The following is a 15,113-nucleotide window of genomic DNA, read 5'->3' on the forward strand; positions in this document are numbered from 1 at the left end:
TTCGATTTTTTACGCCCTACGTAATTTTTTACCAACGCAAAGCCAGTGTTTTGGATTAATGCCAGTGGCTCGTCACCAAGCGTATGATGAGTGTCGGGCAACCTTTATCAACGTCACGGCATCGAGCCAACTCCATCTGCGAGTATTTCGCTGCATTGATCAAGTAAGAATCAAAGGATGATTGAATGTTTCTTCCTGTAATCATGGCGGGCGGCTCAGGCACTCGCCTTTGGCCTTTATCCCGTCAGTTGAACCCAAAGCAGTTTTTGCCGTTGGTTGATGCGGAGCTGACAATGCTGCAGGCTACCATCAAGCGTCTTGACGGACTGGAGCATGCGGTTCCTCGCTTGATTTGTAATGAAAGCCACCGTTTTCTGGCGGCGGAACAGCTTCGGCAACTGGGTCTGGAAGAAGCCAGCATCATCCTCGAACCGGTGGGGCGTAACACGGCTCCGGCCATCGCCTTGGCTGCGTTGCAGGCTCTAACCGAGCATGACGACCCCATTTTGCTGGTGCTGGCCGCCGACCACTTGATCCAAGATGTTGCTGCGTTTCACCAAAGCATCGCCAAGGCGCACGTACTCGCTGAGGCAGGCAAGTTGGTGACGTTCGCCATTACGCCGACGCATCCTGAAACCGGCTACGGTTATCTTCAAATGGGGTCCCCAGTAGGGGACGGCGGTTTCGAAGTCAGTCGCTTCGTTGAGAAGCCAGACCTTGAAACGGCGCAGCAGTATTTGTCTGAAGGCAGTTACTTCTGGAACAGTGGCATGTTCATGTTCCGTGCCAGCCGCTACCTTGAGGAGCTTGAGCAGTTTCAGCCGAAAATTGTTTCGGTGTGCCGTGAAGCTCTAGCTGGCGGTCAGCAGGATATGCACTTCACTCGCGTCGACAGCGCAGTATTTGCGACCAGCCCTGATGATTCCATTGACTACGCCGTCATGGAGAAAACGTCGGACGCTGTAATGGTTCCTCTGAACGCTGGATGGAGCGATATTGGCTCGTGGTCGGCACTCTGGGAGGCGGGTGCAAAAAACGCTGAAGGGAATTTGTTCAAAGGCGATGTGCTTTCCGAAAGTACTTCTGGCAGTTACGTCCATGCGACGCATCGCTTGGTCGCGACCGTAGGTGTGACTGACCTGATCATTGTCGAGACCAAAGACGCCGTACTGGTCTCGCACAAGGATCAAGTACAGGATGTGAAAAAAATCGTTGATCAGCTCAAGAGTTGTAAGCGTCAAGAACACGCTAACCACCGTGAAGTCTATCGACCGTGGGGCGTGTACGATTCAATCGACAATGGTGAGCGTTACCAGGTCAAACGAATCACCGTAAAACCCGGCGAGAAACTCTCGGTGCAGATGCATCATCACCGCGCCGAACACTGGATTGTGGTTAGCGGAACTGCTCGCGTTACCAATGGTGAAAAAAACTATCTGGTGACCGAAAACCAATCGACCTACATTCCGATTGGTCAGGTTCATGCATTGGAAAACCCGGGAATGATCCCGCTCGAACTGATCGAAGTGCAGTCGGGTTCTTATCTGGGAGAGGACGATATCGTTCGTTTCGAAGATATCTACGGCCGGGTGAAGGGTTGATAGTGTGAAAATTTCAATTATCACCGTTTGCTATAACAGTGCCTCGACTATTCGTGATACGTTGGAGTCTGTTCTGGCGCAAACCTACGAAGACATTGAGTACATCGTTATTGATGGCGCTTCAAAGGACTCTACGCTGGCCATTATCTCTGACTACGACGGGCGTATATCAACTGTTCTGAGTGAGCCGGATAAAGGTATTTATGATGCGATGAACAAGGGTATTAAACTTGCGACAGGAGACTATGTCGGTATTCTTAATTCGGATGATGTGTTCTCAAGCACTTCAACCATTGAGGAGCTGGTAAAGTTCTTGCGAGCCAACCCCGATTGTGACGCTTCATATGCAAATCTGGTGTTTGTCGAGCGCGACAATACTGAAGTTGTAACGCGTAAGTACTCGTCGTCTGGGTTTTCGGCTTGGAAAATTCGTTTTGGCTTTATGATTCCCCACCCGACTTTTTACGCGCGTCGTAGTCTTTTCGAGCAATTTGGCTACTACAAGCTGGGCTATCGGGTTTCGGCGGACTTTGAGCTTATGGCCCGCTTTATCACCAAAGGTATCAAGCTTGCCAGGCATGACGCGAATATGGTCAAGATGCGTCAGGGCGGCATCAGTACGACTGGGTTTTGGTGGAAAGTACACCAAAACATGGAGATTGTCCGAGCCTGCAAAGAGAACGGCATCTATACCAACATTTTCATGATCGCCATGAAGATCCCTTTCAAAGTTGCCAGTTACTTTTTTAAATGACGTCCTTAAATAAGGTAATGATTACAGGAGCAACCGGCTTTGTTGGTTCGCGGCTCTTGGGCCATTTGCTAGAGGAAGGGCGTCGATCGGTTGTCGCGGCGTCCCGATCTGATCATGCGGACGTTGATCCACGTTGCCAGGTGTTCAACTTGGGGGAATTCGGTGCCCGTACGATGTGGCACGGCGCACTGGTTGGTGTCGACTGTGTAGTTCACCTGGCAGGGCGCGCTCACGTCCTGTCGCGGGAAAGCAATGCGCTGGCGCTGTTCCGAGAATCCAATACCGAGGCTACCCTTAACTTGGCAAGGCAGGCGGCCGCTCAGGGTGTCCGGCGCTTCGTTTTTATCAGTTCAATCGGTGTGAATGGTGCACTTACCACCGGACATCCTTTCTCAGAGACCTCTGTTCCGGCGCCGCATGCGGATTACGCAATTTCAAAGTTGGAAGCAGAAACGGGTTTGATGCAACTCTCCAAAACCACGGAGATGGAAATTGTCATCATCCGGCCGCCCTTGGTTTATGCGGCCCACGCCCCAGGAAACTTTCACCGCTTACTAAAGCTTGTTCATTCGGGGCTTCCTTTGCCTTTTGGACGGGTGAAAAACAGTAGAAGCATGATCGCTCTAGAAAATCTGGTTGACCTCATCAGTGTTTGCGTGGAGCACCCCGCAGCAGCGAATCAGGTGTTCTTAGCTTCTGATGGCGTTAACTTCTCCACGGCACAGATAATTGATCTTTTGGCCCGGGGCATGGGTCAAAGAACGCGTTTGATCCCTTTACCTATAAGCATTCTGAGAGTGTCTGCGAGGTTATTGGGTAAGCCGGCGCTTTATACCCAGCTGTGCGGCTCGTTGCAGATAGACTCGTCCAAAACCGTGCAACTGCTTGGCTGGGTGCCACCTGTTTCGGCTGAAATGGCAATGATCAAAGCAGGACAAGAGTTCAGTAACAAAGTCGTCGGTTCGTGAAGCGTTGGAGTGGTAGTGATGGTTTGGATTTTTTTTGTTATTGCCGGTAGCATTTCTCTGTTGCTAACGAGTGCTCTCCGACGCTATGCGCTTTCTAAAAGCTTGATAGACGTACCCAATGCCCGTAGTTCTCATACGGTCCCAACTCCCCGTGGAGGAGGGGTGTCGATCGTACTGAGCTTTCTACTATTGCTGCCTTTGCTCTCGATATTTTCGCTTTTGCCTTGGGCGTCGACATTTGGGTTGCTAGGCGCCGGTGCAGGCATCGCGGTATTGGGGTTCCTGGATGATCATGGTCATATCGCAGCTCGATGGCGGCTGCTTGGCCATTTCAGTGCTGCGGTATGGGCACTTTTTTGGCTGGGTGGAATTCCTCCACTGACTATATTGGGCGTCGTGTTTGATATGGGCTGGATTGGGGTTGTGCTGTCCCTCTTCTACTTGGTGTGGATGCTCAATCTCTATAATTTCATGGATGGAATCGATGGTTTAGCCAGTATCCAGGCTATCTCCGTTTGCCTTGGTGCAGCACTGATTAGTACGTTGATGGGTTTCAGTTCGTTGGCATGGGCGCCATTGTTGTTGTCATTTACGGTAGCGGGCTTTCTGTATTGGAACTTTCCTCCAGCGAAAATTTTCATGGGAGACGCCGGTAGTGGTTTCCTAGGTGTCACTCTGGGGATTTTATCCTTGCAAGCAGCCTGCACATCTCCTTCTCTTGTATGGGTCTGGCTAATCCTGATGGGGGTATTCGTCGTAGATGCTACATTTACCCTTATCAGGCGCCTAGTTCGTGGGGATAAAGTTTATGAGGCGCACCGTAGCCACGCCTACCAGTATGCGTCACGACAGTTTGGCCGGCATTTGCCCGTGACGTTGACTGCGGGGCTTCTGAACGTAGTCTGGCTGTTTCCAGTAGCGCTGTGCGTTGGGGTGTTGGGGTTGGATGGTTTTTTGGGTGTGATAATTGCATATACTCCGTTAGCCCTATTGGCTTGGAAGTTCCATGCGGGTGCAGTTGAGAAGAGTCAGGCCGGGTAATAAGCCTTTGGAATATGCGCTGTATTAATGCTGTTTTTGTGATGCTTGACCCGCTTGGAGGTAATTATGGATATGTTACGGACCTATTTGTTAGGTCTACCTCGCCGATCTAAACGCTTCCTTCAGGTTCTCACCGACGTCGTGCTGGTGTGGCTCGCGCTCTGGATGGCATTCGTTGTGCGTTTGGGGATCGATGAAATGATCAATCCAATCCGCATGCATCCATGGCTTTTTATCTCTGCCCCCCTGATTGCGATCCCTCTGTTTATCCGTTTTGGTATGTACAGGGCGGTCATGCGCTATTTTGGTAACGATGCATTGATCGCAATTATCAAGGCAGTGAGCCTCTCGTCTTTGATATTGGCAGTTGTTGTTTATTGGTATAGCAACCACCAGAACGTGGTGCCGCGTTCAATCATTTTTAACTATTGGTGGCTCAGCCTGATCACTATCGGCGGGTTGCGCCTGGCGATGCGTCAGTACTTTTTGGGCGACTGGTTCACTGCGGCACAACACGTGCCCTTCACTAATCGTGACAATGGGTTGCCTAAAGTGGCTATCTATGGCGCAGGAGCTGCGGGTAATCAGTTGGTAGCGGCTCTGCGGATGGGACGAGTGATGCGACCGGTCGCGTTCATTGATGATGATGTAAGTATTAGTGATCGCGTTATTTCGGGCCTCCAAGTCTACAAGCCGAAGCATATTCAACGCATGATCGACGCGACAGGGGCAGAGGAAATCCTGCTTGCGATCCCCTCCTCAAATCGTGGTCGACGTCGTGAAATCCTGGGGTTTCTCGAAGGGTTCCCGCTTCATGTGCGAAGCGTTCCAGGTTTCATGGACCTAGCAAGCGGTCGAGTCAAAGTAGACGATATCCAAGAAGTGGATATCGCCGATCTGCTTGGCCGTGATGCGGTTCCCGCCCAAGAGGATTTGCTGGAACACTGCATCAAAGGGAATAGCGTCCTGGTGACCGGCGCTGGGGGGTCAATCGGGTCTGAACTATGTAGGCAAATATTAGCCCTCAAACCGACGACATTGCTGCTATTTGAACACAGTGAATTTAACCTCTACAGCATCCTTTCGGAGCTTGAGCAACGGATTGTGCGTGAGTCGTTGTCGGTCAAAATCTTGCCTATTTTAGGTTCTGTACGTAATCAGCCAAAGCTGCTGGACGTCATGAAAACTTGGCACGTAGACACTGTTTACCATGCGGCGGCCTATAAACATGTACCGATGGTTGAGCATAATATTGCCGAAGGTGTATTGAACAACGTAATAGGCACTCTTAACACGGCTCAGGCTGCACTGCAGGCTGGCGTTGCGAACTTTGTTTTGATTTCAACCGATAAAGCTGTCCGCCCAACTAATGTGATGGGTAGCACCAAGCGCTTGGCAGAACTGACGCTGCAGGCACTCAGTCGTGAATTGGCCCCTGTCCTATTTGGCGACAGATCCAACATTTCACACGTTAATAAAACGCGCTTTACAATGGTTCGATTCGGGAATGTGTTGGGGTCGTCGGGTTCTGTTATTCCGTTGTTTCATAAACAGATTAAATCCGGCGGTCCGTTGACTGTCACTCATCCCAAGATCACCCGATACTTCATGACTATCCCTGAAGCAGCGCAACTCGTCATCCAGGCCGGTTCCATGGGGCTGGGGGGGGATGTGTTTGTGTTAGACATGGGCGAGCCGGTGAGAATCGGGGAGCTGGCAGAGAAGATGATCCACTTGTCAGGGCTGAGTGTGCGTTCCGACAAAAATCCTCATGGTGATATTGCAATTGAGTTCACGGGTCTGCGTCCTGGCGAAAAACTTTACGAAGAGTTACTGATTGGCGACAACGTAGTCGCTACTCAACACCCGATGATCATGAGCGCAAATGAAGATCATCTGTCATGGGATGTGCTCAAAAGCAAGCTCACCGAGTTGCTGGCTGCCGTTGATCAAGACGATTACACACGTGTACGCCAACTCCTGCGCGACACCGTCAGCGGCTACTCCCCCGATGGCGAAATCGTCGACTGGATCTACCAGCAGCGCCGTCTGGAACCGTAACTTAACACCCTGTTACTCAACCGCTTTTGACTCTCTCCAAACATCGCCTAAGTTAAAAAAGCAGCTTCGGAAAGCTGCTTTTTTCTTATCGATCTCACGGAGCGTCACTCATGCAAAACAACTACTTTGCCTCTCTTGTTTTTGCCTTCCTTACCAGTCTATCCCTGACCACCACCGCAGCGCCCTCCATTAAGTCCGAAGCTCCAGCCCCTGTTGCCGCGCTTACCGCCAAGGGCGAGCAATCCGCCAAGGTCAACCTTAACGCCGCCGACGCCGAAACCCTGCGTCGGGACCTGTTCGGCATCGGAGCCGCCAAAGCCAAAGCGATCATCGCCTATCGTGAAAGCAATGGTCCTTTCACGGCGGTCGAAGAGTTGCTGGAGGTAAAAGGCGTTGGCAGGGCTCTCTTGGAGAAGAACCGCGACAGACTCTCGATCAATTGATGGGGTAAATAAGGAGGCCGGTCATTGACTGGCCTTTTTGTTATCTGCATCGGGTCCTGTAAGTACCTGTCCCGATTTTTTATTGAGCAGAGAGCCGAGGCTTGGCACAAAAAGTGTTTACCTCTACACAAAAGATTGTTCAACAATCGTGAGGTGCACATGCCAGCAACCTTGTCTCTAGCCGACCAAATCGCGCTGGAACTACGGGCCGATATTATTGGTGGACGACTCTTGCCTGGAATGAGCTTGGTCGAGGCCGAGTTGGTCAAGTCTTATAACGCCTCGCGCAATACAATCCGCGAAGCCCTGCATCGCTTGGGCCAGGAAGGGCTGACACGCTATGTGCGCAATAAGGGCGTTATGGTCCGGCGGCTGGCACGAGAGGAGGTGCGTGATTTGTTTGTGGTCCGTCGTACTTTGGAGTTGCAAGCTATCGCCCAAAGTGCTGCGCTCACTCGTGAGCAATCCGAGCACATGCAAAACGCTATCGACGCCACCACTCTTGCCCGAGAGCGCGAAGATTGGCGGGCGGTTGCCACTCACAGTTTGATGTTTCACCAGCAGATCGTCGGGTTGCTGCACAGCCCATTGTTCAATGAGTTTTTCGCCCAGGTAATCGCCCAATTACGCCTGGTATTTTGCGCCGCGCCTGATGAGCAGCGTTTCCAGTTGCCCTGGCTGGAACGGGACCGTGAGATCTACGCGTTATTAGCCAATAACAACAAGCCGTCGGCCAGCGAGGCAATGAGCCTCTACCTGGATGATTCCGAACACCTTTCCCTCGCCCTCTTTGATCACCCTTGATGGAGGATTGCCCATGTACAAAGACTACCCCGCCGCCTATCAGGTCAGTAAAGGTTCAGCGTTGCAGGTGGATACCGCATTTTATGAACGCATCCGGGATCGCAAGGATCAACGCCAGTTGATCGAACAGTTCGAAGTGCCGATTCGTACGGGGAGGGCGTGGAAGGTGCCGGCCGGGCATGTGTTTCGTGTGACAACGCCGGTCGGCCCGCAGGTCGGCGATTTCAACGTATGGAACGCCAATGACCCGCGGGAGCGTTTGTGGGCGGCGCGTACCCGGCAATTACAGGGCGCCCATGTCAGCACTCATGACCGGCTATGGTCCAACCTGCCATTTTTACGCCCCTTGGTCACCATCACCGACGACAGCCTGGCCAACTACGGCATCGACGAGCACGGCGGGCGGTTGCACGATCTGCTCGGTACGCGTTGCGACCCCTATGTGAACCGTATGCTCACCGGCGAAGACTTCCATCATCACTGCCATTCGAACCTGACCCGGGCGGTGTTACCCCACGGCCTGACGGAGTTCGATGTGCATGACGTGTTGAATATTTTCCAATGCACGGGCCTCAATCATGACGACATGTACTTCATGAAAGCCTGCCCCGCGCAGAAGGGTGATTACCTGGAGTTCTTTGCCGAGATCGATCTGCTGTGTGCGCTGTCGACCTGCCCGGGTGGGGATTTGTCGCTGCCGATGTGGGGGCCGGAGGCGCAAGACCCGCTGACGGTGTGCCGACCACTGGGTGTGGAGATCTATAAATTGGAGGATGAATTGCTGAGTGGCTGGAGCCAGCCGGAGCGTGCTGCCTATAAAGGGCAGCACGGTTTGCAGATTGCCAAAGCGGATTGGGAGTAACTCAAGATTCAGCGATCCTGCGCATCCTTAGCATCCGCCTGCGCATTTCGCTCGGCCACGCGTTTGCGTTGTTCGTCGGTCAGTTCAACCTTGTTGGCGCTGTCTCGCAGCATCATCAGGCCACCGACGATCGACCCGATCGCGACCACTAAAATCAACCATGCATACCACGGCATAACGCTCTCCTTGAGGCAGATTGCCGTGGGAGAGTGTTCCCACGGGAATAACTGCTTTGAGTTACAGGCTTTCTGAGTAGTTCAGTGTAGGCCTGTTCTGCCTCAAAACTTTAGAGCCCGGTCAACATTGCATCCGCGGGTGCATCGGCGCGGTGTTGGGCGGTCATCTGGAAGTAGATGAACCCCACCACCATAAAGCCCAGAAAGATCAGCCCGATCAGCGCGTTGAACCAGGCCATGGCCACCAGGCACACCACCGCCAACACCAACGCAATGCCCGGCACGATCGGGTAACCCGGCGCGCGGAAGGTGCGTTCCAGCAGCGGTTCGGTCTTACGCAGTTTGAACAGGCTAAGCATGCTCATGATGTACATCACGATGGCGCCGAACACAGCCATGGTGATCATCGCCGCGGTCAGGGTCATGCCGCCCAGGTTGATCAGGCCGTCGCTGTAGATGGCCGCGATGCCGACCACGCCACCGGCGACGATGGCGCGGTGCGGTGTCTGAAAGCGCGACAACTTGGCGAGGGAAGAGGGCAGATAGCCGGCGCGTGCGAGGGCGAAGAACTGGCGCGAGTAGCCCAGGATGATGCCGTGGAAACTCGCCACAAGACCGAAGAGACCGATCCACACCAGCATGTGCAACCAACCGGAGCTGTCGCCCACCACGGTTTTCATGGCTTGTGGCAATGGGTCGTTGATGTTCGACAGGGTGCGCCAGTCGCCCACGCCGCCGGCGAAGAACATCACGCCCATGGCCAGGATCACCAGGGTCAGGATGCCGCTGATGTAGGCTTTTGGAATGGTGCGCTTGGGATCTTTCGCCTCTTCGGCGGCCATGGCCGCGCCCTCGATGGCGAGGAAGAACCAGATGGCGAAGGGGATTGCCGCGAACATGCCGGCAATCGCCGGGGCGCCGAAGGTGTCTGAGCCGGCCCAGCCGTTTAGGGCGAAGTTGCTGAAGCTGAAGGCGGGCGCCACCACACCCATGAACACCAGCAACTCAGCAACGGCAAGCACGCACACCACCAGCTCGAAGGTAGCGGCGAGCTTCACGCCGAGGATGTTCAAGCCCATAAATACGATGTAGGCGCCGACGGCGGCGTGTTTGGGGTCCAGCGCCGGAAACTGCACGTTCAGGTAGGCACCGATGGCCAGGGCAATGGCCGGTGGCGCGAAGACGAATTCGATCAGCGTGGCCAACCCGGCGATCAGGCCGCCTTTCTCACCAAAGGCGCGGCGACTGTAGGCAAACGGCCCGCCGGCGTGGGGAATCGCGGTAGTCAGCTCGGTGAAACTGAAGATAAAGCAGGTGTACATGGCCGCCACCATTAATGAGGTCACCAAGAACCCCAGGGTTCCGGCCACACCCCAGCCGTAGCTCCAGCCGAAGTACTCCCCGGAGATCACCAGCCCGACGGCGATGCCCCAGAGATGCAGGGTGCCCAAGCTGGGTTTGAGTTGTGTGTTCATCGTGTGGCGCTCCTTGAACGGGTTGGAATGATTCAAGGTGTTGCAGCGGCCATGCCATGCCGCGCAACCGTGTCGTAAAGCGGCGCAACTGTCGTGTGGGGGATGGTTTGGCGTTTGGAGTTTTGTGGTGTTGCACCAGTTAGGTGCGGTGCTGGCTGAGCCGGCGCTATCGGGGGCAAGCCCCCTCCCACATTTGCCCGGGTACATCCTAGGTCAACCTGTGGGAGGGGGCTTGCCCCCGATAGCTTCCACCCCGGCACCCGCACCCGCATAAACCCACTCTTTTACGCTGTCTTTACGCCCCGCCCACACCCTCGCTCTCGTTCCTTTACACCACTCCTGCGGACAATTGCCCCACACGCGGCACTCGCCGCTAAACGGAGAGACTTCCATGAGCGTTCTGGACGGGGTGTCACTGCTATTGGCCGTGGCGCTGTTCATTTATCTGCTGGTTGCGCTGTTACGCGCGGATCGGAACTAGGAGCAGGCTATGCACAGTTATGACTATTGGCTGATCATCGCCTTCTTCGCCGTGGTGCTGGTGCCCGCGCCGTTTCTGGGGCGGTTCTATTACAAGGTGATGGAAGGCCAGCGCACATGGCTGAGCCCGGTACTGGGGCCCGTCGAAAAAGTCTGCTATCGCTTGGCGGGCGTGGACGCGCAGCAGGAACAGAGCTGGCAGAAATACATGCTGGCCCTGTTGGCGTTCAACCTTGCGGGCTTTGTGTTGTTGTTCTCGATCCTGGTGTTCCAAGGTTCTTTGCCACTGAATCCGCAGCAATTGCCAGGCCAGGAATGGACGCTGGCCTTCAACACAGCGGTCAGTTTCATGACCAACACCAACTGGCAGTCCTACAGCGGTGAGGCGTCCCTGAGCTACCTCAGCCAGATGGCCGGCCTGACCGTGCAGAACTTCGTCAGCGCAGCCACCGGCCTTGCCGTCCTGGTCGCACTCTGCCGTGGGATCGGTCGTAAATCCGCACGCACCTTGGGTAACTTTTGGGTGGATATGACCCGCGCCACCCTCTATGGCCTGCTGCCATTGTGCCTGGTACTGGCGCTGTTCCTGGTGTGGCAGGGTGTACCGCAGACCTTCGCTCACTACGTTGATGCCGTGACGCTGCAGGGCGTGGATCAGGTGATTCCCCTCGGCCCGGCCGCCAGCCAGATTGCGATCAAGCAACTGGGCACCAATGGTGGCGGTTTCTTCGGCGTCAACTCGGCGCATCCGTTTGAAGACCCGACTGCCTGGGCCAACTTATTCGAAGTGGCGTCGATCATCCTGATCCCGGTAGCGTTGGTATTTACCTTTGGTCACTACGTTAAGGATCTGCGTCAGAGCCGCGCGATCCTCGGCTGCATGCTGGCACTGTTCCTGATCGGCGGCGCGACCTCGCTGTGGTCCGAGTATCAGCCCAACCCAACCCTAAACAACCCGGCGGTGGAGCAAACCGCACCCCTGGAAGGCAAGGAAGCGCGCTTCGGCACCACCGGCACCGTGCTGTGGTCGGTGACCACCACCGCCGCGTCTAACGGTTCGGTCAACGGCATGCAGGACAGCCTCAGCCCCCTCAGCGGGATGGTGGCGCTGGTCAATATGATGGTCGGCGAAGTGATCTTCGGCGGCGTCGGCGCCGGCATGTACGGCATGTTGCTCAACGTGTTGATCGCGGTATTCCTCGCCGGCCTGATGATTGGCCGCACCCCGGAATACCTTGGCAAGAAACTCCAGGCCAAGGAAGTGCAACTGCTGGTGGTGACCCTGCTGGTGATGCCGGTTGGCGTGCTGGTACTCGGTGCTATCGCCGCCAGCCTGCCGGGCCCGGCTTCCGCCATCAGCAACCCTGGACCCCACGGATTCAGCCAGTTGCTCTATGCCTACACCTCAGCCAGCGCCAACAACGGCTCAGCGTTCGGCGGCCTGAGTGCCAACACGCCGTTCCACAACCTGATGTTGGGCCTGGGCATGTTGATCGGCCGCTTCGGTTACATCCTCCCGGTACTGGCCCTGGCCGGCAGCCTGGCGATGAAAAGGGCCGCGCCCATTGGCCAGAACAGCTTCCCGACCCACGGCCCGCTGTTTGTGACGCTGTTGACCGTGACCATCTTGCTGGTGGGCGGCCTGACCTTCCTACCGACGCTGGCACTGGGCCCGATCGCTGAACACCTGAGCATGGGCTTCTGAGGGATATGAAAATGAATATGCCTGTAAAAAACGCTGCTCCGGTCAAACCCCAGGAGCCGGCCAAAACCGCGATTTCCGCCCTGTGGCGCCCGGCGCTGATCCAAGCGTTCGTCAAGCTCGACCCACGTCAGTTGCAACGCTCGCCAGTAATGCTGGTGGTGGAACTCACCGCTATCCTCACCACCGTGTTGTGCTTTGTGCCGGACACCGCGGTGCCCACCTTCGTCGCTGTGCAGATCGCGGTGTGGCTATGGTTCACCGTGCTGTTCGCCAACTTCGCCGAAGCCTTGGCCGAGGGGCGTGGCAAGGCCCGCGCCGACAGCCTCAAGGCCGGTAGCGAAGGGCTCAGCGCACGCCGTCAGGAAGCCGATGGCAGCTTCAAGGTGGTGCCGGCCACCAGCCTGCGTAAAGGTGATGTGGTGCGCGTCGCCGCTGGGGAGATGATCCCCGGTGACGGCGAGGTGATCGAAGGCATCGCCGCGGTCAACGAGGCGGCGATCACCGGGGAATCCGCGCCCGTGATCCGGGAGTCCGGCGGCGACCGTTCGGCCGTCACCGGCAACACGCGGCTGGTCTCCGACTGGCTGCTGATCCGCATAACCGCCAACCCCGGCGAATCCACGCTGGACCGCATGATCGCGTTGGTGGAAGGCGCCAAACGCCAGAAAACCCCCAATGAAGTCGCGCTGGATATCCTGCTGATCGGTCTGACCCTGATCTTCCTGCTGGTGGTGGTGACCCTGCAGCCATTCGCCCATTTCGCCAATGGCAGCTTGCCGTTGGTGTTCCTCGTCGCACTGCTGGTGACGCTGATTCCTACCACCATCGGCGGCTTGTTGTCGGCTATCGGCATCGCCGGCATGGACCGCCTGGTGCGCCTGAATGTGATCGCCAAGTCCGGTCGCGCCGTGGAAGCGGCGGGGGACGTGCATGTGCTGATGCTCGACAAGACCGGCACCATCACCTTTGGTAACCGCCGTTGCGCGGCGGTGTTTGCCGCGCCAGGCGTGAGCGGGCGGGAATTGGCCGAAGGCGCGCTGCTGGCATCCCTGGCCGATGACACCGCTGAAGGCAAATCCATCGTCGAATACCTGCGCGCCTTGCATCCTCAGGCCGAGCCGACTGCGGATGAGTTGACCGGTGTTCCGTTCAGCGCCGAAACCCGCTTGTCCGGTGTCGACTACCAGGGCCGTGTGTTCCGCAAAGGCGCAGTGGATTCGTTGCTGGCGTTTATCGGCCTGCCACGGGACGGCCTGCCGGCGGCGCTGTCGCGGGAAGTCGACAAAATCGCCCAAAGCGGCGGCACGCCTTTGCTGGTGTGCGCCGACGGCAAGTTACTCGGTGCGATTCACCTCAAGGACGTGGTCAAGCCTGGCATTCGCGAACGGTTCGCCGAGCTGCGCAAACTGGGGATTCGCACCGTGATGGTGACCGGCGACAACCCGCTGACCGCCGCCGCGATTGCCGCCGAAGCGGGCGTGGACGACGTGCTCGCCGAAGCCACCCCGGAGAAAAAGCTCGCGCGCATTCGCCATGAGCAGAACGACGGTCGCCTGGTCGCGATGTGCGGCGACGGCGCCAACGACGCCCCGGCGCTGGCTCAGGCCGACGTCGGCATGGCCATGAACGACGGCACCCAGGCCGCCCGCGAGGCCGCCAACATGGTCGACCTCGACAGCGACCCCACTAAGTTGCTGGACGTGGTGCAGATCGGCAAGGAACTGCTGGTGACTCGCGGTGCGCTGACCACGTTTTCCATCGCCAACGACGTGGCCAAGTATTTCGCGATCCTGCCGGCGCTGTTCGCCTCGATCTATCCGCAATTGGGCGTGCTCAACGTGATGCACTTGCAGAGCCCGCAGAGCGCAATCCTGTCGGCCATTGTGTTCAACGCGTTGATCATTGTGGTGTTGATCCCACTGGCCCTGCGCGGTGTGCGGGTGCAGGCGGCGAGCGCTGCGGCGTTGCTGCGCCGCAATCTGCTGATCTATGGGCTGGGCGGGATTCTGGTGCCGTTCGTGGGCATCAAGGCCATCGACATGCTGCTCACCGCCTTGCACTTGGTGTAATTCCAAACCGTGGCGAGGGAGTTTGCTCGGGGAGTGCCCCGGCGCCCTCGCCAGCGGGTTTCTCAACTGATTGAGGATATGAACATGACCCCTATCATTCGCCCAGCCATCAGCCTGTTGGTCCTGATGACGCTGATTACCGGCATCGCCTACCCGTTGGTGGTCACCGGTGTCGCCCAGGTCGCATTTCCCGACCAGGCCAACGGCAGCCTGGTGCGCGATGCCAGCGGCAAAGTACGTGGCTCCAGCCTGATCGCCCAGGACTTTACCGGTGACAGCTGGTTCCACCCGCGTCCATCGGCCGGCGCTTTTGCGACGGTCTCAAGCAGTGCCAGCAACCTTGGCCCAAGCAACCCGGCGCTGGCGACGCGCATCTTCGATGACGCGACCAAGCAATTCGTACCGAGTCAGGGGCCGGTGCCTCTGGCCTCGCTGACTACCTCTGGCAGCGGTCTTGATCCACACTTGCCACCGCAGGCGATTGCCTATCAACTGGCGCGCGTGGCGGCGGCGCGAAATGTGCCGTTGTCGACCTTGCAGCGCTTGCTCGATGAACATGTCGAAAGCCCGCTGGTGGGCCCGCCAGTGGTGAATGTGTTGGCATTGAACATGGCCTTGGAAAAATTGTAAGCAGTGAACTGCCTTCGCGAGCAAGCCCGCTTCCACAGGAGTAC

14 protein-coding genes are annotated in these 15,113 nt (G+C 56.6%); 12 read left to right on the plus strand and 2 right to left on the minus strand.

Features of this window, described 5'->3' with window-relative positions:
* Positions 1-185: 185 nt before the first annotated feature.
* The 8 genes from HRH33_RS09175 to HRH33_RS09210 all read left to right on the plus strand — a co-directional run bounded on the left by HRH33_RS09175 (position 186) and on the right by HRH33_RS09210 (position 8,534).
* On the plus strand, positions 186-1,601 hold the full coding sequence (locus HRH33_RS09175) for a mannose-1-phosphate guanylyltransferase/mannose-6-phosphate isomerase (RefSeq protein ID WP_167416564.1): 1,416 nt from the start codon (positions 186-188) through the stop codon (positions 1,599-1,601).
* Positions 1,602-1,605: 4 nt separating this feature from the next.
* Positions 1,606-2,355 (plus strand): glycosyltransferase family 2 protein, encoded by a 750-nt coding sequence (locus tag HRH33_RS09180; RefSeq protein ID WP_094064526.1) that lies wholly within the window; start codon positions 1,606-1,608, stop codon positions 2,353-2,355.
* A gap of 17 nt (positions 2,356-2,372) precedes the next feature.
* Positions 2,373-3,323 carry an NAD-dependent epimerase/dehydratase family protein gene (locus HRH33_RS09185; RefSeq protein ID WP_342356333.1) on the plus strand — a complete coding sequence of 317 codons (951 nt, stop codon included), beginning with the start codon at positions 2,373-2,375 and terminating at the stop codon, positions 3,321-3,323.
* A 15-nt stretch (positions 3,324-3,338) separates the two neighbouring features.
* Complete coding sequence (locus HRH33_RS09190) at positions 3,339-4,364, plus strand: MraY family glycosyltransferase (protein ID WP_094064525.1); 1,026 nt, start codon at positions 3,339-3,341, stop codon at positions 4,362-4,364.
* A gap of 63 nt (positions 4,365-4,427) precedes the next feature.
* Positions 4,428-6,425, plus strand: a complete 1,998-nt coding sequence (locus tag HRH33_RS09195) for a polysaccharide biosynthesis protein (protein ID WP_167416581.1) — start codon at positions 4,428-4,430, stop codon at positions 6,423-6,425.
* Between the two features lie 110 nt (positions 6,426-6,535).
* Complete coding sequence (locus HRH33_RS09200; RefSeq protein WP_094064523.1) at positions 6,536-6,868, plus strand: ComEA family DNA-binding protein; 333 nt, start codon at positions 6,536-6,538, stop codon at positions 6,866-6,868.
* 159 nt (positions 6,869-7,027) lie between these two features.
* Complete coding sequence (locus tag HRH33_RS09205) at positions 7,028-7,672, plus strand: GntR family transcriptional regulator (protein WP_167416582.1); 645 nt, start codon at positions 7,028-7,030, stop codon at positions 7,670-7,672.
* 13 nt (positions 7,673-7,685) lie between these two features.
* The gene (locus HRH33_RS09210) at positions 7,686-8,534 is read left to right on the plus strand and encodes an urea carboxylase-associated family protein (protein WP_167416566.1); all 849 of its coding nucleotides are present in this window, start codon (positions 7,686-7,688) and stop codon (positions 8,532-8,534) included.
* A gap of 8 nt (positions 8,535-8,542) precedes the next feature.
* On the opposite strand, the gene HRH33_RS09215 is transcribed toward HRH33_RS09210, so the two are convergent.
* Together HRH33_RS09215 and eat are read right to left on the minus strand one after the other, a co-directional pair.
* Complete coding sequence (locus HRH33_RS09215; protein ID WP_012722955.1) at positions 8,543-8,710, minus strand: DUF2897 family protein; 168 nt, start codon at positions 8,708-8,710, stop codon at positions 8,543-8,545.
* A gap of 110 nt (positions 8,711-8,820) precedes the next feature.
* On the minus strand, positions 8,821-10,185 hold the full coding sequence (gene eat / locus HRH33_RS09220) for an ethanolamine permease (protein ID WP_123480415.1): 1,365 nt from the start codon (positions 10,183-10,185) through the stop codon (positions 8,821-8,823).
* A 391-nt stretch (positions 10,186-10,576) separates the two neighbouring features.
* Between eat and kdpF the strand changes: the two genes are divergently transcribed.
* The 4 genes from kdpF to kdpC all read left to right on the plus strand — a co-directional run bounded on the left by kdpF (position 10,577) and on the right by kdpC (position 15,069).
* The gene (kdpF, locus tag HRH33_RS09225; RefSeq protein WP_003218754.1) at positions 10,577-10,666 is read left to right on the plus strand and encodes a K(+)-transporting ATPase subunit F; all 90 of its coding nucleotides are present in this window, start codon (positions 10,577-10,579) and stop codon (positions 10,664-10,666) included.
* Positions 10,667-10,675: 9 nt separating this feature from the next.
* A complete protein-coding gene (gene kdpA, locus HRH33_RS09230) occupies positions 10,676-12,370 on the plus strand; it encodes a potassium-transporting ATPase subunit KdpA (RefSeq protein ID WP_167416567.1) in 1,695 nt (564 codons plus the stop codon).
* A 5-nt stretch (positions 12,371-12,375) separates the two neighbouring features.
* On the plus strand, positions 12,376-14,439 hold the full coding sequence (gene kdpB / locus HRH33_RS09235; protein WP_123480413.1) for a potassium-transporting ATPase subunit KdpB: 2,064 nt from the start codon (positions 12,376-12,378) through the stop codon (positions 14,437-14,439).
* Between the two features lie 84 nt (positions 14,440-14,523).
* Positions 14,524-15,069, plus strand: a complete 546-nt coding sequence (kdpC, locus tag HRH33_RS09240; RefSeq protein WP_047883000.1) for a potassium-transporting ATPase subunit KdpC — start codon at positions 14,524-14,526, stop codon at positions 15,067-15,069.
* The last annotated feature ends 44 nt before the right edge of the window (positions 15,070-15,113 follow it).

Source organism: Pseudomonas rhodesiae (assembly GCF_013285305.1).
Lineage (GTDB): Bacteria > Pseudomonadota > Gammaproteobacteria > Pseudomonadales > Pseudomonadaceae > Aquipseudomonas > Aquipseudomonas rhodesiae.

Excerpts from the sequence above, each read along its gene's own strand:
- HRH33_RS09175 (WP_167416564.1), top strand. The coding sequence starts at position 186 with ATGTTTCTTCCTGTAATCATGGCGGGCGGCTCAGGCACTCGCCTTTGG.
- HRH33_RS09185 (WP_342356333.1), top strand. The coding sequence starts at position 2,373 with ATGATTACAGGAGCAACCGGCTTTGTTGGTTCGCGGCTCTTGGGCCAT.
- HRH33_RS09200 (WP_094064523.1), top strand. The coding sequence starts at position 6,536 with ATGCAAAACAACTACTTTGCCTCTCTTGTTTTTGCCTTCCTTACCAGT.
- HRH33_RS09205 (WP_167416582.1), top strand. The coding sequence starts at position 7,028 with ATGCCAGCAACCTTGTCTCTAGCCGACCAAATCGCGCTGGAACTACGG.
- HRH33_RS09210 (WP_167416566.1), top strand. The coding sequence starts at position 7,686 with ATGTACAAAGACTACCCCGCCGCCTATCAGGTCAGTAAAGGTTCAGCG.
- HRH33_RS09215 (WP_012722955.1), bottom strand. The coding sequence starts at position 8,710 with ATGCCGTGGTATGCATGGTTGATTTTAGTGGTCGCGATCGGGTCGATC.
- eat (WP_123480415.1), bottom strand. The coding sequence starts at position 10,185 with ATGAACACACAACTCAAACCCAGCTTGGGCACCCTGCATCTCTGGGGC.
- kdpF (WP_003218754.1), top strand. The coding sequence starts at position 10,577 with ATGAGCGTTCTGGACGGGGTGTCACTGCTATTGGCCGTGGCGCTGTTC.
- kdpA (WP_167416567.1), top strand. The coding sequence starts at position 10,676 with ATGCACAGTTATGACTATTGGCTGATCATCGCCTTCTTCGCCGTGGTG.
- kdpB (WP_123480413.1), top strand. The coding sequence starts at position 12,376 with ATGAAAATGAATATGCCTGTAAAAAACGCTGCTCCGGTCAAACCCCAG.
- kdpC (WP_047883000.1), top strand. The coding sequence starts at position 14,524 with ATGACCCCTATCATTCGCCCAGCCATCAGCCTGTTGGTCCTGATGACG.